This window comes from Citrobacter sp. LST-B2 (assembly GCF_057983045.1).
The window spans coordinates 4,799,968-4,823,646 of record NZ_CP192598.1; the positions used below are offsets into that span (position 1 = coordinate 4,799,968).

At 55.9% G+C, this 23,679-nt stretch carries 17 protein-coding genes; 7 read left to right on the plus strand and 10 right to left on the minus strand.

Features of this window, described 5'->3' with window-relative positions; all coding sequences use genetic code 11:
- Positions 1-203 precede the first annotated feature (203 nt).
- The 3 genes from ppc to ACQ0PY_RS23130 all read left to right on the plus strand — a co-directional run bounded on the left by ppc (position 204) and on the right by ACQ0PY_RS23130 (position 5,732).
- Entirely contained in the window at positions 204-2,855 is a 2,652-nt protein-coding gene (gene ppc, locus ACQ0PY_RS23120) for a phosphoenolpyruvate carboxylase (protein WP_044265227.1), read from the plus strand.
- A 204-nt stretch (positions 2,856-3,059) separates the two neighbouring features.
- Positions 3,060-4,793 carry a phosphoethanolamine transferase CptA gene (locus tag ACQ0PY_RS23125; protein ID WP_054176979.1) on the plus strand — a complete coding sequence of 578 codons (1,734 nt, stop codon included), beginning with the start codon at positions 3,060-3,062 and terminating at the stop codon, positions 4,791-4,793.
- Positions 4,794-4,880: 87 nt separating this feature from the next.
- Positions 4,881-5,732, plus strand: a complete 852-nt coding sequence (locus ACQ0PY_RS23130) for a helix-turn-helix transcriptional regulator (protein ID WP_042998944.1) — start codon at positions 4,881-4,883, stop codon at positions 5,730-5,732.
- Here the strand turns inward: ACQ0PY_RS23130 and ACQ0PY_RS23135 are convergent.
- The 5 genes from ACQ0PY_RS23135 to ACQ0PY_RS23155 all read right to left on the minus strand — a co-directional run bounded on the left by ACQ0PY_RS23135 (position 5,719) and on the right by ACQ0PY_RS23155 (position 10,736).
- Complete coding sequence (locus tag ACQ0PY_RS23135) at positions 5,719-6,075, minus strand: PTS fructose-like transporter subunit IIB (RefSeq protein WP_042998943.1); 357 nt, start codon at positions 6,073-6,075, stop codon at positions 5,719-5,721. The two genes, ACQ0PY_RS23130 and ACQ0PY_RS23135, sit on opposite strands and share 14 nt — an antisense overlap.
- 1 nt (position 6,076) lies before the next feature.
- Entirely contained in the window at positions 6,077-6,955 is an 879-nt protein-coding gene (locus ACQ0PY_RS23140; RefSeq protein WP_044257494.1) for a [formate-C-acetyltransferase]-activating enzyme, read from the minus strand.
- Entirely contained in the window at positions 6,921-9,218 is a 2,298-nt protein-coding gene (locus tag ACQ0PY_RS23145) for a formate C-acetyltransferase (protein WP_109739600.1), read from the minus strand. The genes ACQ0PY_RS23140 and ACQ0PY_RS23145 overlap by 35 nt, the downstream gene beginning before the upstream one ends.
- Positions 9,219-9,320: 102 nt before the next feature.
- Positions 9,321-9,641, minus strand: coding sequence for a PTS fructose-like transporter subunit IIB (locus tag ACQ0PY_RS23150; RefSeq protein WP_044257490.1), 321 nt, complete (start codon positions 9,639-9,641; stop codon positions 9,321-9,323).
- Between the two features lie 15 nt (positions 9,642-9,656).
- Complete coding sequence (locus ACQ0PY_RS23155; RefSeq protein WP_044257488.1) at positions 9,657-10,736, minus strand: PTS fructose transporter subunit EIIC; 1,080 nt, start codon at positions 10,734-10,736, stop codon at positions 9,657-9,659.
- 308 nt (positions 10,737-11,044) lie between these two features.
- Here ACQ0PY_RS23155 and ptsP point away from each other — a divergent pair, with 308 nt between their 5' ends.
- Genes ptsP through gldA form a run of 3 tightly spaced genes read left to right on the plus strand, consistent with a single transcriptional unit; the run spans position 11,045 to position 15,336 of the window.
- Positions 11,045-13,546 (plus strand): phosphoenolpyruvate--protein phosphotransferase, encoded by a 2,502-nt coding sequence (ptsP, locus tag ACQ0PY_RS23160; RefSeq protein ID WP_109739601.1) that lies wholly within the window; start codon positions 11,045-11,047, stop codon positions 13,544-13,546.
- Positions 13,547-13,557: 11 nt separating this feature from the next.
- Entirely contained in the window at positions 13,558-14,220 is a 663-nt protein-coding gene (fsa, locus tag ACQ0PY_RS23165; protein WP_042998940.1) for a fructose-6-phosphate aldolase, read from the plus strand.
- A 12-nt stretch (positions 14,221-14,232) separates the two neighbouring features.
- Complete coding sequence (gene gldA / locus ACQ0PY_RS23170; protein ID WP_042998939.1) at positions 14,233-15,336, plus strand: bifunctional L-1,2-propanediol dehydrogenase/glycerol dehydrogenase; 1,104 nt, start codon at positions 14,233-14,235, stop codon at positions 15,334-15,336.
- A 44-nt stretch (positions 15,337-15,380) separates the two neighbouring features.
- Here the strand turns inward: gldA and ACQ0PY_RS23175 are convergent, their stop codons facing one another.
- From ACQ0PY_RS23175 to ACQ0PY_RS23190, 4 genes are all read right to left on the minus strand, one after another.
- Complete coding sequence (locus ACQ0PY_RS23175) at positions 15,381-16,286, minus strand: DMT family transporter (protein ID WP_044265212.1); 906 nt, start codon at positions 16,284-16,286, stop codon at positions 15,381-15,383.
- Positions 16,287-16,394: 108 nt separating this feature from the next.
- Positions 16,395-18,575 (minus strand): catalase/peroxidase HPI, encoded by a 2,181-nt coding sequence (katG, locus tag ACQ0PY_RS23180; protein ID WP_042998937.1) that lies wholly within the window; start codon positions 18,573-18,575, stop codon positions 16,395-16,397.
- Between the two features lie 165 nt (positions 18,576-18,740).
- Positions 18,741-19,631 carry a methylenetetrahydrofolate reductase gene (gene metF, locus ACQ0PY_RS23185; protein WP_042998936.1) on the minus strand — a complete coding sequence of 297 codons (891 nt, stop codon included), beginning with the start codon at positions 19,629-19,631 and terminating at the stop codon, positions 18,741-18,743.
- Between the two features lie 157 nt (positions 19,632-19,788).
- Positions 19,789-20,694 carry a LysR family transcriptional regulator gene (locus tag ACQ0PY_RS23190; RefSeq protein ID WP_042998935.1) on the minus strand — a complete coding sequence of 302 codons (906 nt, stop codon included), beginning with the start codon at positions 20,692-20,694 and terminating at the stop codon, positions 19,789-19,791.
- Positions 20,695-20,781: 87 nt separating this feature from the next.
- Here ACQ0PY_RS23190 and ACQ0PY_RS23195 point away from each other — a divergent pair, with 87 nt between their 5' ends.
- Positions 20,782-21,153 carry a carboxymuconolactone decarboxylase family protein gene (locus ACQ0PY_RS23195; protein ID WP_109739602.1) on the plus strand — a complete coding sequence of 124 codons (372 nt, stop codon included), beginning with the start codon at positions 20,782-20,784 and terminating at the stop codon, positions 21,151-21,153.
- A gap of 91 nt (positions 21,154-21,244) precedes the next feature.
- Here ACQ0PY_RS23195 and metL read toward each other — a convergent pair whose 3' ends face one another.
- Positions 21,245-23,677 carry a bifunctional aspartate kinase/homoserine dehydrogenase II gene (metL, locus tag ACQ0PY_RS23200; protein ID WP_109739603.1) on the minus strand — a complete coding sequence of 811 codons (2,433 nt, stop codon included), beginning with the start codon at positions 23,675-23,677 and terminating at the stop codon, positions 21,245-21,247.
- Positions 23,678-23,679 lie beyond the last annotated feature (2 nt).

Below are 23,679 nucleotides of genomic sequence, written 5' to 3' on the forward strand. Positions count from 1 at the left end.
TTGACGCCACGGGTTTTACGTGGCTTTATAAAAGACGACTACTAAACAAAGTCCGAAAGATTTCGTGTCACAGCAAGGCGGCAAACAAGCCCATTCCAGGGCGCTTACATAAGTAAGTGACCTGGGTGGACGAGCGCAGCCAACGCCGCTGTGGCGTGAAAGATACAGGACTCATAGATTAAAGATGGGGTGTCTGGGTTAATATGAACGAACAATATTCCGCGTTGCGTAGTAATGTCAGTATGCTCGGCAAAGTGCTGGGAGAAACCATCAAGGATGCGCTGGGAGAGAACATTCTTGATCGCGTAGAAACAATCCGTAAGCTGTCTAAATCCTCACGCGCTGGCAATGAAGCAAATCGCCAAGAGTTGCTCACCACGTTACAGAATTTGTCGAATGACGAGTTGCTGCCGGTCGCACGCGCGTTTAGCCAGTTCCTGAACCTGGCCAACACCGCCGAGCAATATCACAGCAGTTCGCCAAAAGGCGAAGGCGCCAGCAACCCGGAAGTGATTGCCCGCACCCTGCGTAAACTGAAAAACCAGCCAGAGCTGAACGACGCCATCATCAAAAAAGCGGTAGAGTCGTTGTCTCTTGAGCTGGTGCTGACCGCACATCCGACGGAAATTACCCGTCGCACACTGATCCACAAAATGGGCGAAATCAACGCCTGTCTGAAGCAGCTCGATAACAAAGATATCGTTGAATACGAACGCCACCAGCTGATGCGCCGTCTGCGTCAGTTGATTGCACAGTCCTGGCACACCGATGAAATTCGTAAGCTGCGCCCAAGCCCGGTTGATGAAGCCAAATGGGGCTTCGCGGTGGTCGAGAACAGCCTGTGGCAGGGCGTACCGAACTATTTACGCGAGCTGAACGAACAGCTGGAAGATAATCTGGGCTACCAGTTACCCGTTGATTTCGTTCCAGTCCGTTTCACCTCATGGATGGGCGGCGACCGTGACGGCAACCCGAATGTAACCGCAGATATCACCCGCCACGTTCTGCTGCTGAGCCGCTGGAAAGCAACCGACCTGTTCCTGAAAGATATTCAGATTCTGGTTTCCGAGCTGTCGATGGTCGATGCCACGCCGGAACTGTTAGCGATGGTCGGTGAAGAAGGCGCTTCGGAGCCTTACCGCTATCTGATGAAAAACCTGCGCTCGCGCCTGATGGCAACCCAGGCCTGGCTGGAAGCGCGTCTGAAAGGCGAGAAGCTGCCGAAACCGGCAGGTCTGCTGACACAAAACGAACAGCTATGGGAACCGCTGTACGCCTGCTACCGGTCGTTACAAGCTTGCGGCATGGGCATTATCGCCAACGGTGAACTGCTCGACACCCTGCGTCGTGTGAAATGTTTTGGCGTCCCGCTGGTGCGTATTGATATCCGCCAGGAAAGCACCCGCCACACCGAAGCGCTGGGTGAACTGACCCGCTACCTCGGCATTGGTGATTACGAAAGCTGGTCAGAAGCGGACAAACAGGCCTTCCTGATCCGTGAGCTGAACTCTAAACGCCCGCTGCTACCGCGCAACTGGGAGCCGAGTAATGACACTCGTGAAGTGCTCGACACCTGTAAAGTCATCGCCGAAGCGCCGAAAGGGTCGATTGCTGCCTACGTCATCTCAATGGCAAAAACGCCATCTGACGTGCTGGCTGTGCATCTACTATTGAAAGAAGCCGGAATTGGCTTTGCCATGCCGGTGGCCCCGCTGTTCGAGACCCTTGACGACCTGAACAATGCCGACGACGTCATGACCCAACTGCTGAACATCGACTGGTATCGCGGTCTGATTCAGGGTAAGCAGATGGTGATGATTGGTTATTCCGATTCGGCAAAAGACGCCGGCGTAATGGCCGCCTCCTGGGCGCAGTATCAGGCGCAGGATGCGTTGATCAAAACCTGCGAGAAAGCCGGTATTGAACTGACGCTGTTCCATGGTCGCGGTGGTTCTATCGGTCGCGGGGGCGCACCGGCCCATGCCGCCCTGCTTTCACAACCACCGGGCAGCCTGAAAGGCGGTCTGCGCGTGACCGAACAGGGCGAGATGATCCGTTTCAAATACGGTCTGCCGGAAGTCACCGTCAGCAGCCTGTCGCTATACACCAGCGCTATTCTGGAAGCGAACCTGCTGCCGCCGCCAGAGCCGAAAGACGCCTGGCGTCATATCATGGACGAACTTTCAGTCATCTCCTGTGACGTGTACCGTGGCTACGTGCGTGAAAACAAAGACTTTGTCCCGTACTTCCGCTCCGCAACGCCGGAACAGGAACTGGGCAAACTGCCGCTCGGTTCGCGTCCAGCGAAACGTCGCCCGACCGGTGGTGTGGAATCTCTGCGCGCTATTCCGTGGATTTTCGCCTGGACGCAGAATCGCCTGATGTTGCCAGCCTGGCTCGGTGCCGGCACCGCGCTGCAAAAAGTGGTGGAAGATGGTAAGCAGAGCGAACTGGAAGCGATGTGCCGCGACTGGCCGTTCTTCTCCACCCGTCTCGGCATGCTGGAAATGGTGTTCTCGAAAGCGGATCTGTGGCTGGCGGAATATTACGATCAGCGCCTGGTCGCGAAAGCGCTGTGGCCGCTGGGCAAGGAGCTGCGCGAACTGCTGGAAGAAGACATCAAAGTGGTGCTGGCAATTGCCAACGATTCACATCTGATGGCCGATCTCCCGTGGATTGCCGAGTCTATCCAGTTACGGAATATCTACACCGACCCGCTGAACGTCCTGCAGGCTGAGCTGTTACACCGCTCACGACTGACGGAACAACAGGGCAAAGAGCCCGATCCTCGCGTTGAACAAGCGCTGATGGTCACCATTGCCGGCGTGGCGGCAGGTATGCGTAATACCGGCTAATTTTCCCCCTAACCCCCTCTCGTGCTATTGCGCGCGAGGGGGTTGAAATAGTTCTGTCATAACCTCCGCACATTCACTATATTTCTGTCTGTTTTTTCCACCGTGAGATTTTTCAGAGCAACGTGTGCCTTTGCACCGGTGCTTCAGATTCTCTTAAGGTTTAGTCGCTACGTTTGGCACCACGTTTAAAGACAGGCTGACAATATGCAATCCACAACCCTCCAGTCTACGCCATCATTTAGCTGGAAAGCCCTTGGCTGGGCGCTTCTCTATTTTTGGTTTTTCTCCTCTTTATTACAGGCCATTATTTTAATTACGGGTTTCAGCGGTACCAACGGACTGCGTGACTCGTTGCTTTACAGCTCCCTTTGGCTGATCCCAATTTTCCTGTTCCCGAGTCGGACCCGCATTATTGCTGCGGTGGTGGGAATCGTGTTGTGGGCGACGTCGCTGGCCACGCTCTGCTATTACGTCATCTACGGGCAAGAGTTTTCGCAAAGCGTCCTGTTCGTGATGTTTGAGACCAACGCCAACGAAGCCAGTGAATACCTGAGCCAATACTTCAGCCTGAAGATTATCGCCATTGCGCTGGCCTATACCGTCGTCGCCGTGTTTCTCTGGACACGACTGCGCCCCGTCTATATTCCCGGACGCTGGCGTTGGCTCGTCTCTTTTGCGCTGCTGTATGGGCTGATCCTGAACCCGTTTGTGGTTCGTTCTGCGTTTGGCAACTCGCCGTATGAAAAAACGCTAAGCGGCCTCTCCTCACGTATGGAACCGGCGGCACCATGGCAGTTTGTCATTGGTTACTATCAGTATCAGCGCCAGTTGACCTCACTTAACAACCTGTTAAGTCAGAACCACGCTTTGCCTCCGCTGAGCAATTTTAAAGACAATTCCGGCGACGCGCCGCGCACGCTGGTGCTGGTGATTGGCGAATCCACCCAACGTGGCCGCATGAGTCTGTACGGTTATCCGCGTGAAACCACGCCGGAACTGGACGCATTGCATCAGTCGGATCCGAATCTGACCGTGTTTAACAACGTCGTGACCTCACGTCCTTACACGATCGAAATCTTGCAACAGGCGCTGACCTTCGCGAACGAGAAGAACCCGGACCTGTATCTGACGAAACCGTCGCTGATGAACATGATGAAACAGGCGGGGTATAAGACCTACTGGATCACAAACCAGCAGACGATGACCGCCCGTAACACCATGCTGACGGTTTTCTCTAAGCAGACCGATGAGCAGTTCTATATGAACCAGCAGCGTACGCAAAGCGCGCGCGAATATGACACTAACGTGCTGACGCCATTTAAGAAAATCATGGCTGATCCGGCACCGAAAAAGTTCATCATCGTGCATTTGCTGGGCACGCACATTAAGTACAAATTCCGTTACCCGGAAGACCAGGGCAAGTTCGACGGCAGTACCGATCATGTTCCGCCAGGCCTGAGCGCAGAAGAGCTGGAATCGTATAACGATTACGACAACGCCAACCTGTATAACGACAAAGTCGTCGCGAGCCTGATTAAGGATTATAAAGCGACCGATCCGAACGGCTTCCTGCTCTATTTCTCCGACCATGGCGAAGAGGTGTATGACACCCCGCCGCATAAAACGCAGGGTCGTAACGAGGACAATCCGACGCGTCACATGTATACCGTGCCGTTCCTGTTGTGGACGTCCGAGAAATGGCAGGCCGCGCATCCGCGTGATTTATCACAAGATGTGAATCGTAAGTACAGCAGTTCGGAACTGATCCACACCTGGTCCGACTTAGCCGGGCTGACCTACGACGGTTTCGATCCGACGCGCTCCATCACCAGCCCGCAGTTCAAAGAAACCACGCGCTGGATTGGTAACCCGTACAAGAAAAATGCGCTGATTGATTACGATACTCTGCCGTATGGCGATCAGGTCGGAAATCAGTAAGTCATTCAGCAGGCCACGCTTTTTAGGGTGGCCTTTTTTCACCCTGGCAGTTACTGTTTCCTTGTCTGAGCAACGCAAGGGATCATCATGTATCAAGACGTCAGCCATCTTCTATCCCGCCTGATTCATGGCCCCGCGCCGCTGCGCCAGATTTTCTTTGCCAGTACGCTTACCCCCATCCCGGCGCTGGCGTATCAGGTCGATTTTCCCCGTCTGGAAATCGTGCTGGAAGGTGAACTGACCGACGCCAGCCTCACCGACACGCTCACCCCATACGATGTGCTCTATGTGCCAGCAGGTGGCTGGAATCTTCCGCAGTGGCAGGTGCCGGTCATTACGCTCAGTATCCTGTTCGGCAAACAACAGCTCGGATTCAGCGTGGTGCAATGGGACGGGGAAACATACCAGAATCTGGTCAAACAGCACGTGGCGCGCCGTGGCCCGCGTATCGGTTCCTTTCTGTTGCAGACGCTCAATGAAATGCAAATGCAGCCGCAGGAGCAGCAAACGGCGCGGTTGATTGTCGCCAGTCTGCTCAGCCACTGTCGCGACCTGCTCGGCAGCCAGATTCAAACCGCCTCCCGCAGCCAGGCGCTGTTTGAGGCTATCCGAGACTACATTGACGAGCGCTACGCCTCACCGCTCACCCGGGAATCGGTGGCGCAGGCGTTCTATATTTCGCCGAACTATCTCTCGCATCTGTTTCAAAAAACGGGGGCGGTTGGCTTTAACGAATACCTGAACCATACGCGACTGGAACACGCAAAGACCTTGTTGAAAGGCTACGACTTAAAAGTGAAAGAAGTCGCGCACACCTGCGGATTTGTGGACAGTAACTACTTTTGCCGCCTGTTTCGTAAAAACACCGAACGCTCGCCGTCAGAATATCGTCGTCAGTATCACAGCCAGCTAACGGAAAAGCAGGTCAGTCCAGAATAAGATGGGTATATTGCGGAGCGGAAAGCAACTTACGCACCGCGCTCATGACACGCTGCGGTTCGCGCAGAAAGGCGTTAATGCCGGACTGGACATAACGGCATTGAGTGAAACGTTCCGCCCCCGCCAGTTCGATATCGGTAATCAGCAGCACGGCATCCGCCCGACGGATATCCTCTTCGGTTAAGCGATTTTCCGTACCAAGCGCCCCCTGCGTTTCAATCTTAATGGTCCATTTTTCCTGCTGGCATAACTTCTCCAGCCGTTCAGCCGCCATGTAGGTATGGGCCACACCGCTTACGCAGGCCGTCACCGCGACCAGAAATCGTCCTGTTGACACGGACATATTACCCTCCTGTTGTGACCTGAAAGCCCGCGTTCTCCGCCATCTCACGCATTTGGGCAATAATCTGTTCCGTTGGCGCAGGGACGTCCTTCATCCCCCACTGCTGCCCGAGCAACCGATATTTCGGTTCTCCATAGAGATGAAACGGTAGCAGGTGCAATTGCTTTATACCAAGCGATAACAGCAACGTCAGCGCGCGCTGCATATTCTCATGTGTGAGCGTGTAACCGGGGATCAGCGGCAAACGGGGGATCACGTTAACGCCCTCCGCCACCAGCATCCGCAAATTAGCCACGACGCGTGGCATATTCATCGCCACAATCTCACGGGCCCGTTCAGGCTCCATGATCTTTAAATCGAACAGCACTTCATCACACGCTTTCGCCAGCGGAAGCAGCCGACGGGCGGGGGCATCGCCTGCCGTTTCAATTGCACAATGCACACCCCAGCGCCGCAGACGCTGTAAGAATCGCGTAGCGAAAGCCGCCTGCATCAACACCTCTCCGCCCGACAGCGTCACCCCGCCGCCAGAAGTGCGAAAGAAAACGTCATCTTTCATCACCTCGCGTTCCAGCTCATCCAGGGTGACATCACGGCCAATCCGCTCAAACGCCCCGGAAGGACACTCGTCGGCATCACGCAGACACGGCGTACAGTGCAGGCATTTGCTTTCCCGTCGCACCGTTTCAATTCGTGGCGAGATCGATTCCGGATTGGCGCACCACGGGCAGGTGTGCGGGCAGCCTTTAAAAAAGACCACCGTGCGGATCCCCTGACCGTCATTCAGCGAATACCGTTGAATATTGAAGATGCGTGCGACCTCCTCGTCGCACGACTCCACAACCTCACAACTGATGCGCGGTGCGGCGAATGATGTCATCCTGAATCTCCTTCGACAGCTCGACAAAGAAGGCGCTATACCCTGCCACGCGTACCACCAGCCCGGCGAAATCCTGGGGTCGCAGCTGCGCTTCCCGCAGCGTTTCGGCATTCACCACGTTAAACTGAATATGCTGCAATTTGAGCTGGGTAAAGGCGCGCAAGAAATCGCACAGTTTGCGTAATCCTGCCTCTCCTTCCAGCGTGGCGGGCGTGAACTTCACGTTCAGCAACGTCCCGTTGGACAACAGCGTGTTATCCAGCTTACTGACCGATTTCAGCACCGCCGTCGGTCCCTGCATATCCTGTCCAAGCATCGGCGAAAGGCCGCCATCCGCCAGTTGCTCTCCGGAAAACCGCCCGTCCGGTGTCGCCCCTACCACCGCCCCCAACGGCACGTGTGCGGACACGGTATAAGAACCCGGCGTAAACTGCCCGCCACGCGGATTCTGATACTTCTCCACCTCTTTGCAGTAATAACGCAGCAGTTCGGCGCTGATGTTGTCCACCTCATCAATGTCATTACCGTATTTATGGAAGCGGTTGATCAACCTGGCGCGGATCTTTTCCCCTTCCGGCGTGGCAAAGTTAGCCTTTAACACCGCAAGAAGTTCGTCAAAACGGAGGCGCTGCTGCTCAAACACCAGTCCATTCAGCGCATGCAGAGAATCGCTGAGGTTGGCGATGCCAATACCCTGCACACCCGAGAAATTATAGCGCGCGCCGCCGTCGGTGATGTCACATCCCTTCTCCAGACAATCACTGATAAACGAGGAGAGCAACGGCACTGGCGCCCAGTCGCGATGACCGATGTCGCAAATATTACTGCCTTCAACCATCAGCGTGATGTAGTGGCTGATTTTGGCGCGAATATGTGCCAGCAGACCGTCCCAGGTCAGCTCACCATTACCTTCATTCTCGTACAGGCTAATTTCCATGACCTTCAACAGATTGAACATAGCGATATCATGCAGACCATAGGTTCTGCCCGGAATCGACAACTCCACGCACCCTACCACGGCGTAATCACGCGCATCTTCCAGCGAGACGCCCCGGTTGAGGAATGCCGGGATCACCACTTCATCATTAAAGATCTGTGGAATACCGGTACCCAGGCGGATAGTCTCGGCAGTCTTCATCAGAAACGGCGTATCAATCAGCGTGTTGGTGCGAACGCCCAGATTCGGCTGGGGTAACTGCACACTCTGATAGGCATCGAGACAGAGGAATGAAAGCACGTTTACCGCACTGCGGCCATTCTCCGTCAGGCCACCAAGTAGCGCGGTATAGCCGGTCGGGAAGCCAGCGAAATAACGTGCGCTGCTGGTCGAACGCAGGAGCACAATGTCGTTGCATTTCACCCACAGCGATTCCAGCAGTTCTTTCAGGAATGCAGGATCATCTCCCTGCGCCAGCGACGCCTGATAAAACGGCAGCATGTACTGATCGAAACGCCCCAGCGACAGCGAACTGGCGTTGGACTCGTACTGCAAAATGATGTTCATGTACCAGAACAACTGGCACGCCTGCCAGAAGGTGTGCGGCTTATGCTGCACGTTATGCCGCGAGTTGGCAGCGATAGTCAGCAACTCCTGGCGACGAGTGACGTCAGGGCAGCGTTCAGCCATCTCTTCCGCCAGTACGGCATAACGCAGAATGTGGCGCTGCGACGCTTCCAGCAGCAGCAGTGCCGCCTGATAAAAGGCGTTATCCGGCGCCTGCTCGCAGTGAGCACGCATCTCCATCACCAGTTCACCCAGCCCGTGATTCAGCAGGCGCGGATAATCAATGATGATATGCCCCTGTCCCTTATCCGTCTGGTTGATGCTAAAAATCTGGGTACTGACGGCGGCCTTAACCTCATCCGTCATCTGACCGTTGATGAAATCCTTCATCGACCGTTTTTCCCAGTAAGGGAACAGCACATCACGATAGAGGCGTTTATCGTCTTCGCTGATGTCGAAACGGTCCTGGGGACGAGTCGGGAACTGATCCAACTCGTTGAGCAGCCAGTACGGGTCCATCTCCGGCGACATGATGCCCGCACGCGGTTTAACGGTACGGTTGCCGGCAATCAGTTCCTCATCACGAATCGAAATCTCGACATGCTCGAGGATATACGCGGTCGCTTTAGCCCGACGTAAAATGACCGGCTCCCCTTCCGTCTGTTGATGACTGGCGGTATACAGCATTGCACGCTCAAGCGAAATTTCCCTGCTGTTCTGAAAGAGTGCCGCTTTTAAGCGGTGGATGCGGTGGGTCATGAGGAACTCCTGTGGGCATGAATGCCTGATGGCGCTACGCTTATGAGGCCTACAAATTCGTAGGCCGGATAAGGCAGCGCCGCCATCCGGAACACAAAAAACTTATGCGGTTTGCGCCAGATGCGCGCCAATCTTGTTCATAATCGCGTCGGCGCGTTTTACCGCATCGCTGATGTTGACACGGACGATAGTCTTACCAGCAAAACGCTCCTCAAATTTAATCCCGATATCCTTGGTCAGAATGACGATATCAGCCTGTGCCACATCAGCGGGTGTCAGTTCATTTTCCAGACCAATGGAGCCCTGCGTCTCCACTTTCACTTCCCAGCCTTTCGCTTTGGCTGCACTTTCCAGCGCTTCAGCGGCCATATAGGTATGTGCAACACCTGAAGGACATGCGGTTACTGCAATAATTTTCGTCATGACGCCACTCCTCACTTAATTAATTTCAAAATCTAAATCCAGATCGTCTTCTTTCTCGTCGGTCTGAGAGACATTCTTGCGCGCCAGGCTTTTCAGCACGTTCACACAGATAGCCGTCACCACCGCACCTACCGCCACCGCGGCGACATAACCCAACTTACCTTCAACCACCGGCAGAACAATCAGTCCACCCCAGCCTGCGTAACACTGAGCGCCGAACAATGCCGCCGTGGCCGCACCACAGGCCGAACCCAGCATGATGGAAGGAATGACGCGCAGCGGGTCAGCGGCAGCGAAAGGAATCGCCCCTTCGGTAACGCCCACACATCCCATCACCAGCGCCGCTTTACCGGCTTCGCGCTCTTCAGAAGAGAAATTTTTACGCCCCACCAGCGTCGCCAGTCCTAAGCCCAGCGGCGGCACGCAGATCCCGACCGCCGCAATGGCCACGACGGTGTAAACCCCCTGCGCTACACAAATCAGCATGAAGGCGTAGGCCACTTTGTTGATCGGGCCGCCCATGTCAAAGGCCAGCATCAGCCCCATAATCACGGCTAACATCACGATGCTGCCCTGCTGCATGCCTTGCAGCCACTGGGTCAGACTGGCGGTCAGCGCGCCAACGGGTTCGCCCAGTCCCCACATCATGATGCCCGCCGTAATAAAGGTCCCGATGACAGGAATCACGAAGATGGGCATGACAGAACGCAATACCTTATGGACCGGAATTTTTTTCAGGTAATACACCACAATGCCGCCGATAATCCCGGCAATCAGCGCCCCGAAGAACCCGGCGCCGAAGCTGTTGCCTACCCAGGCACCAATCGCGCATGGTGCCAGCGCGGAGCGTTCCGCAATGGAATAACCAATGTACGCCGCGAGGAAAGGCACCATCAGGGTCAGTCCGGCCACGCCGATATCAAACAGCTTTTTGAGATTCGGATCGGTCGCGGCATCAGGCACCGCCCCTTTCCCATACAGCATGACGGAGACTGCCAGTAAGATGCCGCCCGCAACCACAAAGGGGATCATATGCGACACCCCCGTCATCAGATGCTGACGGGTATTTTTCAGGATGTGTACCAACTCATTCATAAGTCGCTCCCGGGCAGGTGTTTGCCCATATCCATAACGTTGTTGTGGCAAACAATAGGCAATCCGCAAGGTCGCAGACAGTGGATAAAAAGGCCATTTACTGGATTTTTGTAATGTCAGTACAAAAATGCGATCCGCTTCATAAGTTGAAGGATAAGAGAATTCACGGATACCGGGAGGACTTGTGAACTGTCTCCCACTTTTCGCCTTACATTACATTTGTCCAGTTTTTGGCAGAATTGTCACATGGCAGCGAACAAGCAAGGCCTTTTATGCTGTAGACAGAAAACCGTTATGGGAGAAAGGCAATGGCCCTGATTGTGGAATTTACCTGTGAGCTGCCCAATGGCGTCCATGCGCGCCCGGCAAGCCATGTTGAGACCCTGTGTAACACCTTTACTTCACACATTGAGTGGCACAACCTGCGAACCGATCGTAAGGGCAACGCCAAGAGCGCACTGGCGTTGATTGGCACGGATACGCTGGCTGGCGACCCCTGCCAGTTGCTCATTACAGGAGCAGATGAAGCCGATGCCCATCAGCGCCTGAGCCTGTGGCTGCGCGACGAGTTCCCCCACTGCGATGCCCCGCTGGCAGAAGCCAGTAACAGCGAATTAGAACCACTACCGGCTTCACTGACTCACCTGAACCCGCAGCTTTTCCGCGCCCGTAGCGTTTGCAGTGGTAGCGCGGGCGGTATCCTGACGCTTCTCTCTTCGCTGGATCTCAACGCGCTCGGCGAACTCCCTGTGGCAGGCGATGTGGAAAGCGAGCAGTCGGCGCTGGATCGCGGCTTAACGCTGCTGGTAAAAAACATTGCGTTTCGTTTGCTCGACAGCGACGGCGCCACCAGTGCGATTCTGGAAGCCCACCGTTCGCTGGCGGGCGATACCTCCTTACGTCAGCATTTGCTGGCAGGCGTTTCTCGCGGCTTAAGCTGCGCGCAGGCGATTGTCGACAGCGCCAACCATTTCTGCGATGAGTTTGCCCGTTCCAGCAGTCGCTATTTGCAGGAACGCGCGCTGGACGTTCGCGACGTCTGTTTCCAGTTGCTGCAACACATCTACGGCGAAAAGCGCTTTCCGGCACCGGGAAAGCTGACCCAACCCACCATCTGTATGGCGGATGAGTTGACGCCCAGCCAGTTCCTGGAACTGGACAAAACGTTCCTCAAAGGACTGCTGTTGAAAAGCGGCGGCACCACTTCGCACACGGTGATTCTTGCTCGTTCATTCAACATCCCCACTCTGGTCGGTGTCGCGATTGACGCTTTAACCCCGTGGCTGCAGCAAGAAGTTTATATCGATGGCAATGCAGGAGCGGTGGTGGTCGCGCCTGATGAACCGGTCAGCCGCTACTATCAGCAGGAAGCCCGTGTACAAGAGGCGCTGCGCGAGCAACAGCGCGTCTGGCTGACCCAGGAAGCGCGCACGGCCGACGGCATTCGTATGGAAGTTGCCGCCAACATTGCTCACTCCGTGGAAGCGCAGGCGGCATTTGGCAACGGCGCGGAGGCGGTTGGCCTGTTCCGCACCGAAATGCTGTATATGGATCGGCTCAGCGCTCCGGACGAGAACGAGCTGTACAACATTTTTTGCCAGGCGCTGGAATCCGCACAGGGGCGCAGCATTATTGTGCGTACGATGGATATCGGCGGCGATAAGCCCGTTGATTATCTGAATATTCCTGCTGAAGCCAACCCGTTCCTCGGCTATCGCGCCGTGCGTATCTATGAAGAGTACGCCGCGCTGTTTACCACTCAGCTCCGGTCGATCCTGCGCGCATCGGCGCACGGAAGCCTGAAAATTATGATCCCGATGATCTCCTCAATGGAAGAGATCCTGTGGGTGAAAGAGAAACTGGCGGAAGCCAAACAGCAGCTTCGCAATGAACAGATCCCATTTGATGAGAAGATCCCGCTCGGCATTATGCTGGAAGTCCCGTCAGTGATGTTCATCATCGACCAGTGCTGTGAAGAGATTGATTTCTTTAGTATTGGCAGCAATGACCTGACGCAATACCTGTTGGCCGTTGACCGCGATAACGCCAAAGTGACCCGCCACTACAACAGCCTGAACCCGGCCTTTCTGCGCGCGCTGGATTTCGCGGTGCAGGCGGTGCACCGTCAGGGGAAATGGATCGGCCTGTGTGGCGAGCTCGGGGCAAAAGGTTCCGTTCTGCCATTGCTGGTCGGGTTGGGGCTGGATGAAATCAGCATGAGCGCCCCCGCCATTCCTGCCGCTAAAGCGCGAATGGCGCAACTCGACAGTCGCGCCTGCCGACAATTGCTGAATCAGGCGATGGCCTGTCGCACGTCGCTGGAAGTGGAGCATCTGCTGGCGCAGTTCCGCATGTCACAGCAGGATGCCCCACTGGTCACCGCCCAGTGCATCACCCTCGACAGTGACTGGCGCAGCAAAGAAGAGGTGATCAAAGGAATGACCGACAATCTGCTGCTCGCCAGCCGCTGCCGCTACCCCCGCAAACTGGAAGCCGATCTGTGGGCTCGTGAGGCAGTATTCTCTACCGGGCTGGGCTTCAGCTTCGCCATTCCGCACAGCAAATCTGAACACATTGAGCAGTCCACTATCAGCGTGGCACGCCTGAAAGCGCCTGTCCGCTGGGGAGATGACGAGGCGCAGTTCATCATCATGCTAACGCTCAACAAACACGCGGCGGGGGACCAGCACATGCGTATTTTCTCACGCCTGGCCCGTCGCATTATGCACGAAGAATTTCGCAATGCGCTGGTGAATGCCGCGTCTGCCGACGCGATTGCCAGCCTGCTGCAACATGAGCTTGAACTTTAAGAGGAAGCAAAATGGAACTGTATCTGGATAGCGCCAATGTGGCGGAAGTCGAACGTCTGGCCCGCATTTTCCCTATCGCCGGGGTGACGACCAACCCGAGTATTATCGCGGCAAGCAAAGAATCCATCTGGGATGTTCTGCCGCGTCTGCAAAAGGTGATTGGCGAAAACGGCGTTCTGTTTGCCCAGACCATGAGTCGCGATGCGCAGGGAATGGTGAACGAAGCTAAACGTCTGAACAATGCCGTTCCGGGAATTGTGGTGAAAATCCCGGTAACCTCTGAAGGACTGGTCGCCATCAAGCAGTTGAAAAAAGAGGGCATAGTCACCCTGGGAACCGCCGTGTACAGCGCCTCTCAGGGACTACTTGCCGCGCTGGCGGGGGCAAAATATGTCGCGCCTTACGTCAACCGCGTAGATGCCCAGGGCGGAGACGGTATTCGCACCGTTCAGGAATTACAGACGCTACTGGAACGTCATGCCCCGAAAAGCAAAGTGCTGGCCGCCAGTTTCAAGACCCCGCGCCAGGCGCTGGACTGTCTGCTGGTGGGCTGTGAAGCAATCACCCTTCCTTTAGATGTAGCGCAACAAATGCTCGATACCCCTGCGGTAGAGTCAGCTGTTGAGAAGTTTGAGCAAGACTGGAAAAACGCATTCGGTAACATCAACCTGTGAGGGAAATAAGGTATGGATCGCATTATTCAATCCCCTGGTAAGTACATCCAGGGTGCAGATGTCATCACTCGTCTTGGCGAATACCTCAAGCCGTTGGCTGAACGTTGGCTGGTTGTTGGCGACAAATTTGTTCTCGGTTTCGCTCAGGGCGAACTGGAAAAAAGCTTTAAAAACGCAGGACTGGCGCTGGAAGTCGCGCCGTTTGGCGGTGAATGCTCGCAAAACGAGATCGACCGTTTGCGCAGCGTGGCGGAAAATGCGCAGTGTAGCGCGGTGCTCGGCATCGGCGGCGGTAAAACGCTGGATACCGCCAAAGCCCTTGCCCACTTTATGAACCTGCCTGTGGCGATCGCCCCGACCATCGCCTCAACCGATGCGCCCTGCAGCGCACTTTCCGTTATCTACACCGATGCTGGTGAATTTGACCGTTATCTGCTGCTACCGCACAACCCGCATATGGTTATCGTCGACACCAAAATCGTTGCCGGCGCCCCGGCGCGTCTGTTAGCCGCAGGGATTGGTGATGCGCTGGCCACGTGGTTTGAAGCACGCGCGTGTTCACGCAGCGGCGCGATCACCATGGCGGGCGGCAAATGCACTCAGGCGGCGCTGGCGCTGGCTGAACTGTGCTACAACACGCTGCTCGAAGAGGGTGAAAAAGCAATGCTCGCCGCCGAGCAGCATGTCGTGACCCCGGCGCTTGAGCGCGTGATTGAGGCCAACACCTATCTGAGCGGCGTCGGCTTTGAAAGCGGCGGTCTGGCTGCCGCGCACGCGGTTCACAACGGTCTGACGGCGATCCCGGATGCGCATCACTATTATCACGGTGAAAAAGTGGCCTTCGGTACGCTGACGCAGCTGATTCTGGAAAACGCGCCGGTTGAAGAGATTGAGACCGTTGCCGCACTGTGCCATTCCGTCGGTCTGCCGATTACGCTGGCGCAACTGGATATCAAACAGGATATCCCGGCGAAGATGCGTATTGTGGCAGAAGCCTCCTGCGCGGAAGGCGAAACCATTCACAACATGCCTGGCGGCGCAACGCCGGATCAGGTTTATGCCGCACTGTTGGTTGCCGACCAGTACGGTCAGCGCTATCTGCAAGAGTGGGAATAACACGCTCTACACTCCCGGCCTCGCCGGGAGTGTTTCTTATCTCATCAGGCCTGTTCGACCACCTGCACCTCACGCTTTTTCCGGCTGACAATTGCCAGCGCCATAACGATCAGCACAATTCCCCCACCCTCAACGGGACCGGGGTTTTCACCAAGCAGCCACCAGGAAAACAGCACGCTACAGACCGGCACCGCCAGGGTGCTTAAGCTGGCGATACTGGCAGGCAAATTCTTCAGGACAAACAGCCACAAACTCCAGGCCAGCGCCGTCGCCAGAATCGCGCTATATCCCAGCGCCCAGAGGACCACCGGCTGCCAGTCAACTTCCCGCTGCGGCACCAGCCAGGCCACCGCACTCATCACCAGCGCGGCATACAACATCTGCCAGGCCGTTAACGACAGCAAATCGACGCGTGGATGGCGGGTATAAAGACGTTTAGCGACAATGGCGCTCGCTCCCCAGCTGACTCCGGAGAGAATCGCCAGCAGAGCGCTCTTCAACGTTGATAAATTCAGTTGCCACGGTTGCAGCACCAGCAGTAACCCTATTGCGGCAATGGCAATTGCGGCGTATTGCAGGCGTCGCAGTCGCTCCCCCAGAAACAGCGCCGCCAGAATAACGACCCAAAACGGCATGGTATAGGTCAGGATAGCGACTTTCCCCGCCCCGCCGCTGACCAGCGCCCACTGACCGAAGCCAATCATCCCGCAGGTCTGCAACAGCGCAATCGCCAGCGTAAACCGAAACGGCGTCGGGCGCAGGCCACGGCCGCGCAAAAGGAGGACGAGGAATAATATTAAGGCTCCGAAGATACAGCGTAATGCAGTGAAGTCGAACGCGCCGATATAGCTCGTGACCTGCTTCATAAAAATCCAGCTATAGCTCCAGATAAGGGTAAGCAAGATAAGTCCACCGATTGCCAGTGGATTGCCCTTTCCTGAGACAGACATGATAGATCCAGTAGATTGACGTTTCCTGCGGACACTATACCCCTACAAATACACTTCAGCGACTGCAAGCCGTCGCTGAAGTGGGGTCAGATTACATCAGGGGTGGGCTTACTGCAGGTCGAAACGGTCCAGGTTCATCACTTTCACCCATGCCGCAACAAAGTCCTTCACGAACTTCACGTGCGCATCGCTACCGGCATACACTTCCGCCAGAGCACGCAGCACCGCATGAGAGCCAAAAACCAGGTCCGCACGAGAAGCGGTGTATTTCACTTCACCTGTCTGACGATCGCGACCTTCAAACTGTTCGTTTGACTCATCAACCGGTTTCCATTCGTGACGCATATCCAGCAGGTTGACGAAGAAGTCATTGCTGAGTACACCCGGACGATCGGTAAAGACACCATGTTTACTGCCGTCGTAGTTCGCGCCAAGCACGCGCAGACCACCCACCAGCACGGTCATTTCTGGTGCGGTCAGAGTCAACTGCTGCGCTTTATCGATCAGCAGAGACTCTGTTGTTGCCACGCCAGGTTCACCGCGATAGTTACGGAACCCATCAGCGATCGGTTTGAGGAGCTCAAACATCTCAATATCTGTCTGATCCTGACGCGCATCCACACGACCAGGCGTAAACGGCACATGAATGCTGACACCTGCAGCGCTGGCGGCTTTTTCAACCCCCACGACACCGGCAAGAACAATGATATCGGCCAGCGACGCTTTAGCGGAATCACGCTGGATTTTCTCCAGAACCGGCAGCGCACGCGTAGCAATCGCATTGACATCCCAGCCGCGCTGCGGCGCTAATGCCAGACGCGCACCGTTCGCCCCGCCACGTTTATCCCCCCCGCGGAAGGTCGACGCAGACGCCCACGCAACGGACACCAGTTCACCGACAGAGAGACCGGAATCCGCGATGGCAGACTTCAGGCTCAGGATATCTTCTTCCGTTGGATTGAAGGTGGGTTGCGGCAGCGGGTCCTGCCAAATCAGATCTTCTTTTGGCACTTCCGGACCGATGTAACGCGCTTTCGGCCCCATATCACGGTGGGTCAGTTTGAACCACGCACGGGCGAAGGCTTCGTTAAACGCCTGCGGATCGTTCAGGAAACGGCGGGAAATTTTTTCGAATTCCGGATCAAAACGCAGCGTCAGGTCGGTGACCAGCATCGTCGGCTTACGTTTTTTCGACGGGTCGAATGGATCAGGAATGATTTCTGGCGCATCGACTGCTTCAAACTGGATGGCGCCAGCCGGACTGCGCGTCTGTACCCACTCATATTTGAACAGGTTCTCGAAGAAGTAGTTGCTCCACTGGGTTGGGGTTTGCGTCCAGACCACTTCCAGTCCGGATGTAATCGCATCCGCGCCCACACCGCTACCAAAATCACTTTTCCAGCCTAAACCCTGGTTTTCGATCGGTGCCACTTCCGGGTCCGGGCCGACGTGCGTCGCCGGGCCTGCGCCGTGGGTTTTCCCTAATGTGTGACCGCCGGCAATCAACGCAACGGTCTCTTCGTCGTTCATCCCCATGTTGCCAAAGGTTGCACGAATCGCTGAAGCCGCCGAAAGCGGTTCACCGCTGGCGTTAGGACCTTCCGGGTTAACATAGATCAGCCCCATCTCGGTGGCGGCTAAAGGACGTTTAGCCAGCTCTTCCGGATCACGGTGGGCAAGCCACGTTTTCTCATCGCCCCAGTTTACATCCAGATCCGGTTCCCAGACGTCCTCACGACCCGCACCGAAACCAAAGGTACGGAAGCCGGAGTTTTCCAGCGCAACGTTACCCGCCAGAATAAACAGGTCGGCCCAGGAAATTTTTTGTCCGTATTTTTGCTTGATTGGCCACAGCAGACGACGCGCCTTGTCCAGACTCACGTTATCCGGCCAGGAGTTCAGGGGAGCAAAACGCTGCTGTCCGCGACCTGCGCCGCCGCGTCCGTCAACGGAACGATAGGTACCAGCCCCGTGCCAGGCCATGCGGATAAACAGACCGGCATACGTTCCCCAGTCAGCAGGCCACCACGGTTGAGATTCGGTGAGAAGCGCTCTGAGATCGCCTTTCAGCGCGGAATAATCTAATTTGCTGAATTCTTTGCGGTAATCGAAATCTTCACCCAGCGGGTTTGAGCGATTGGAATGTTGGTTTAACAAGTCGACGCGGAGCTGGTTAGGCCACCAGTCACGGCTGGTTGTTCCTGCTCCAGCGCTCTGGTCATGGCCGCCCTGATGAAAAGGACATTTTCCGGCGGACGTCGGGTTATGGATATCGTCTGGCGTGCTCATCTATATGCTCCCTTTACAGTGTTTACATTACGATATACACCTACAGAGATAAGATATAGTCGAAAAAATCCACAGATTCGATAGCCGATACCTTTTATATTTTTAGTTACAGAGATGTAGATCAAAATGAGGTGTAATAAAGCCCTCCGGGGAGGGCCGAGGCATTTAGATACCGGGTCTGACACCCAGGGTGTGGCAAATGGCATAACTCATTTCAGCGCGGTTAAGTGTATAGAAATGAAAGTCTTTTACGCCTTCCCGGCTTAAAATTTTCACCATGTCCATGGCGATATTTGCTCCCACCAGCTTACGGGTTTCCGCATCGTCATCGAGGCCATTAAACATCTGTGACATCCACGCCGGAATGCGCACATTGGTCATATCGGCAAACTTCTTCGCCTGCTTAAAGTTCGAGACCGGCAGAATGCCAGGAATGATTTCCACGTCGATACCCGCAGAGACGCAGCGGTCACGAAAACGCAGGTAGCTTTCGACGTCAAAGAAAAATTGGGTAATGGCGCGGTTCGCCCCGGCATCCACTTTACGTTTCAGGTTGAGCAGATCCGCCTGCGCGCTTTTCGCTTCCGGATGCACTTCCGGGTAAGCGGCGACGGAGATATCAAAGTCGGCCACCTCTTTCAGCAGGCTCACCAGGTCGGCAGCATACATATCGGGCTTACCGCTGCCTGCCGGCAAATCGCCGCGCAGCGCAACGATGTGGCGGATTCCGTTGTTCCAGTAGTCCTGTGCAATAGTACGCAGTTCATCGCGGGTCGCATCAATACAGGTCAGGTGCGGTGCGGCTTCCAGACCGGTGCGATCTTTAATCCCTTTGATGATGCTGTGCGTGCGATCGCGTTCGCCAGAGTTGGCGCCGTAGGTTACCGAAACAAACTTCGGCTTCAGGCTGCTCAGGCGATCAATGGAATTCCACAGGGTTTGCTCCATTTCACTGGTGCGCGGCGGGAAAAACTCGAACGAAACGTTAATCTGACCCTGGACTTCCGCCAGGCTCTGATTCAGGGCTTCCCGCTGGTTGGCGTGAAAAAAGCTCATACCTTACCTCATCAATCGCTTGTCATTATATGTTGTGTTGTGAACATCTATCCGTTTAGACGTCCAGATGTAAAAATGACGGAAAAGCACGATGACGTCAACTGAAAAATCATCGTTGATGGTGAGGAAAAGTCAGGGAAGATGAAAAAAATTCACGTTAGTGGGCTATACCAGCGGACAGCATCATGCTTTTCAGCCATTGTAAGCGGGCAGCGTTCTCCGGCAACATCGCCAGCCCCGCCTGAATGCTGAGTTCACCCTCGCTCAGTGGTCGAAAAACCACGCCCTGACGCTGAATAGCGGCAAAGGAAGCAGGGAATAAGCTCAGACCATCGCCATGGGCTATTCGCGCCAGCAGAACGTCATGCTCCAGCGGCTCTTCAAGACAGGCAGGAGCGTAACCCACACGCTGAAAGCGTGCCCGCGTAGCGTCAAAGAAGGCCGGATTTCGTTCCCGGCTAAACCAGAACAGCGGCCGGTGATTAAGTGCTTTCAGGGAGAGGGTGTCACTGCCAGCCTCTGACCAAATGGCAGGTAGCGCTGCGATGAGCGGCTCACGCCAGTCGAGCGGCGTGATGGTCAGTCCGGCGGTCTCCAGCGGCAACGCCACCACGGCAGCATCCAGTTTTCCGCGTCGCACCTGACGTATGAGATCGGGCGAGCCCTGGCGCACAAGACGCAGGGTATCAACCCGGGTATTCAGTTGCGTTTCCAGCGCGGCGAAAACGCCCTGCTCAAATGCCGTCGTCAGCCCCAGACGCAACGACTGCACGCCGTCTGGCGCAAGCTGATTCAGGGCCGCATAGGTTTTATCCTGCTGTTCCAGCAGCGGACGCACGATCTCCAGCACGCGCAGCCCCTCATTCGTCAGCGTCAACCCTTTGGTATGACGGACAAACAGCGTCACCCCCAGACGTTCTTCAAGCTGGCGTATATGGCGGCTAAGCGGCGGTTGCGACATAAACAGTCGCAGGGCTGCCCGGCTCATGTTGTTCTCTTCCGCCACCACGGCAAAGTAACGCAGCAGGCGAATATCCAGAGAGTGCAGAAGCGGTGTTGTCATACCGAAAAGGTATCACGGAAACGGTATTATCCAAATCATTCCACCCACCCTATCCTCACGTCATCACTAACAGATGAGGAAGACACTATGCATTCAGAACGCTTTATCACCGGTCAGAACATGCTACAGCAGGTTGATGGCAAAGGCGGCGATGCCGTCGTCGAGAGCCTGAAGGACATCGCTCCCGACTTCGCTCGCTATCTGATTGAGTTTCCTTTTGGCGACATTTATTCCCGCCCCGGACTGGATTTACGCAGTCGGGAAATCGCCACCGTCGCCGCCTTAACCGCACTGGGCAACGCCGCACCGCAGTTGAAGGTTCACATTGCTGCCGCGCTGCATGTCGGGTTAACGCAGGAGGAGATTATTGAGGTCATGATACAGATGGCAGTGTATGCCGGTTTCCCGGCGGCGCTGAACGGTCTGTTCGCCGCAAAAGAGGTGTTTGCTGGTCGGTAACACGCCGGACAGGATGCTGAAGCATCTTATCCGGCCTGAATTACGCCCGAACCATCGGCCGGATAAGCGCACTGCGCCATCCGGCAAAAAACTACAGCAGCTGCGCCAGACGGTTAATATCCGACTGAATCGCCCCGGCAGTGACGTCACGCCCGGCACCGGGCCCGCGGATCACTAACGGGTTATCGCGATACCAGCGGCTTTCGATAGCAAAGACGTTATCGCACGGCAGCAGCGCTGCCAGCGGATGCTCCGGGCGAACCGCTTCCACGCCAACACGCGCTTTGCCATTGGCGTCGAAACGCGCCACATAGCGCAGTACCAGCCCCATTTCACGGGCCGCTTCCAGACGCTGCACCATCTGATCGTTCAGCTCATCGCCATTCTCAAAGAAGTGGTCGATTGAGCCTTCTTCACAATGCGCGGGAACCAGCGACTCAACGCGGACCTGATCCGGCTCGATGTCATAGCCTGCTTCGCGTGCCAGAATCACCAGCTTGCGCATCACATCTTTACCCGACAGGTCAACGCGCGGATCCGGCTCCGTCAGTCCCTGTTGCCAGGCCTGATCCACCAGATCGGTAAACGGCACAGAGCCATCAAACTGCAGGAACAGCCAGGACAGCGTGCCGGAGAAGATCCCGCTGATCGACAGGATGGTGTCGCCGCTGTCGATCAGATCGCGCACGGTGTGGTTGATCGGCAACCCCGCACCCACGGTCGCGTTATACAGCCAGTGGCGCCCGGTCTTATCAAACGCGTCGTGGATCTGGCGATACTTATTGCTGGTGCTCGCCCCAGCCAGCTTGTTGGCGCTGATGACGTGAAAACCGTGGCTGGCAAAGTCGAGATACTGATCCGCCAGCTGTTCGCTCGCGGTCACATCCAGCACCACCAGATCGTCATACGGGTGTGCGCGCATCCACAGGAACAGCGACTCTTCATCCTGTTCAATGGCTTCATCATTGAAGAACGCCAGCGCCCGGCTGGCGTCCAGCCCTTCGTAGTTCAGCAGGCTGCGACGGCTATCCACCACCCCGGCCAGCACAAATTCAAATCCGGTACGCGCCGAGAGCGTGCTCTGCTCGCGGGCAAACAGCTCAAGCCAGCGGGAGCCGATGTTGCCCTTGCCGAAAAGCACCAGGCCGATGCGTTTTTCAGCGCGGAATATGGACTGATGCAGACCCTGAATCAGGCTCTCCGTTGGGCCGGTACGCAGTACGGCCACCAGGCCGATGCCCTCTTCCGACTGCCAGGTAAATTCTACCGGCTGTCCCTTCAACTGTTGCCAGAAACGATGGCAGTGCAGCGGGTTACGGGTGACGCCTGCGCCCACCATCGCCACCAGCGCCAGCCCCTGACGCAATCGCAGTTCACCCGGCAGACCGGCTTCATCGAGGATTCGCAAGGCGCTGTCGGCCACTTCGGAGGTATAGCAGAATTGCAGCAGATGACGATCGGTATGGACGCCAACGGCCAGCGGACGCACCTGTGCACGCTTGAGGACCTGATCGATATCTTTATGCGCCTGCTTAAAGTCCTGGCTGGCAGGGACCTGAAATTCAATCAGGCAGACGTCATCATGGCTGGTCACGATACGCGCACCGGTCCCGGAAGCTAATACACGTTCAATGCGCGTGGAGCCTTGATCTGGCGTATAACTACAGCGCAACTGGAGATCAATATCGCTGCCGGAAACCGGCTGCAGCGTACGGGCGTGCAGAACCGGTGCCGCCAGACGCGCCAGCTCGCTGGCTTCATCCAGACGCAGCAGCGGCAGCAGGCAGGCATCTTTGACTTTACGCGGGTCAGCGCTGTAAACCCCGGCCACGTCACTCCAGATGGTAACGCGGGAAACGCCCGCCAGCGCGCCAATCTGCGTGGCGGAGTAGTCAGAACCATTACGGCCCAGCAGCACTGTTTCACCCGCATTACTACGACTGATAAAACCGGTCACGACCAGACGTTTCTGCGGATGCTGGATCAGCAGTTGCTGTAATAGCGGGTAAGAAAGCCCTTCATCCACCTGCGGTTGCGCAGCGCGCTCAGCGCGTAAGAATTCACGTGCATCCAGCCAGGCCGACTCCATGCCCTGCTGATTGAGCACAGCCGACATCAGACGCGCTGACCATACTTCACCGTGGCCCACGACTTCCGCATAAACGGCGTCATTCACGCCGCTGTCCAGCAGATTGGCCAGACGTTCCAGATCGCTGATAAACAGGCTGGTTAATGCCTCCGCCACGTCGGCGGGAAGCAAGCCGCTAATCAGTTCACACTGATAGCGTCGCAGGGTCTGTTGTACCTGATGCGCAGAGAGGCGATCGGTCTGACTTAATTTCAGCCAACTGATCAGTTGGTTGGTCGTACTGCCCGCAGCGGAAACCACCATCATGTCGTCAGGCTGTGAGTATTCCGCCATGATGCCCGCGACGCGCAGATAACACTTCACGTCAGCCAGACTACTACCACCAAATTTGTGCAGTTGACGACCCTTCGCCCCTGCCTGCGCAATCACACTCATGT

Bases quoted from the DNA above. Each gene is read 5' to 3' on its own strand.
- katG (WP_042998937.1), bottom strand. From the start codon at position 18,575: ATGAGCACGCCAGACGATATCCATAACCCGACGTCCGCCGGAAAATGT.
- ACQ0PY_RS23150 (WP_044257490.1), bottom strand. From the start codon at position 9,641: ATGACGAAAATTATTGCAGTAACCGCATGTCCTTCAGGTGTTGCACAT.
- ACQ0PY_RS23190 (WP_042998935.1), bottom strand. From the start codon at position 20,694: ATGACAACACCGCTTCTGCACTCTCTGGATATTCGCCTGCTGCGTTAC.
- ppc (WP_044265227.1), top strand. From the start codon at position 204: ATGAACGAACAATATTCCGCGTTGCGTAGTAATGTCAGTATGCTCGGC.
- gldA (WP_042998939.1), top strand. From the start codon at position 14,233: ATGGATCGCATTATTCAATCCCCTGGTAAGTACATCCAGGGTGCAGAT.
- ACQ0PY_RS23125 (WP_054176979.1), top strand. From the start codon at position 3,060: ATGCAATCCACAACCCTCCAGTCTACGCCATCATTTAGCTGGAAAGCC.
- ACQ0PY_RS23140 (WP_044257494.1), bottom strand. From the start codon at position 6,955: ATGACATCATTCGCCGCACCGCGCATCAGTTGTGAGGTTGTGGAGTCG.
- ACQ0PY_RS23195 (WP_109739602.1), top strand. From the start codon at position 20,782: ATGCATTCAGAACGCTTTATCACCGGTCAGAACATGCTACAGCAGGTT.
- ACQ0PY_RS23135 (WP_042998943.1), bottom strand. From the start codon at position 6,075: ATGTCCGTGTCAACAGGACGATTTCTGGTCGCGGTGACGGCCTGCGTA.
- ACQ0PY_RS23155 (WP_044257488.1), bottom strand. From the start codon at position 10,736: ATGAATGAGTTGGTACACATCCTGAAAAATACCCGTCAGCATCTGATG.
- metF (WP_042998936.1), bottom strand. From the start codon at position 19,631: ATGAGCTTTTTTCACGCCAACCAGCGGGAAGCCCTGAATCAGAGCCTG.
- ACQ0PY_RS23130 (WP_042998944.1), top strand. From the start codon at position 4,881: ATGTATCAAGACGTCAGCCATCTTCTATCCCGCCTGATTCATGGCCCC.
- ptsP (WP_109739601.1), top strand. From the start codon at position 11,045: ATGGCCCTGATTGTGGAATTTACCTGTGAGCTGCCCAATGGCGTCCAT.
- ACQ0PY_RS23175 (WP_044265212.1), bottom strand. From the start codon at position 16,286: ATGTCTGTCTCAGGAAAGGGCAATCCACTGGCAATCGGTGGACTTATC.
- fsa (WP_042998940.1), top strand. From the start codon at position 13,558: ATGGAACTGTATCTGGATAGCGCCAATGTGGCGGAAGTCGAACGTCTG.
- ACQ0PY_RS23145 (WP_109739600.1), bottom strand. From the start codon at position 9,218: ATGACCCACCGCATCCACCGCTTAAAAGCGGCACTCTTTCAGAACAGC.
- metL (WP_109739603.1), bottom strand. From the start codon at position 23,677: ATGAGTGTGATTGCGCAGGCAGGGGCGAAGGGTCGTCAACTGCACAAA.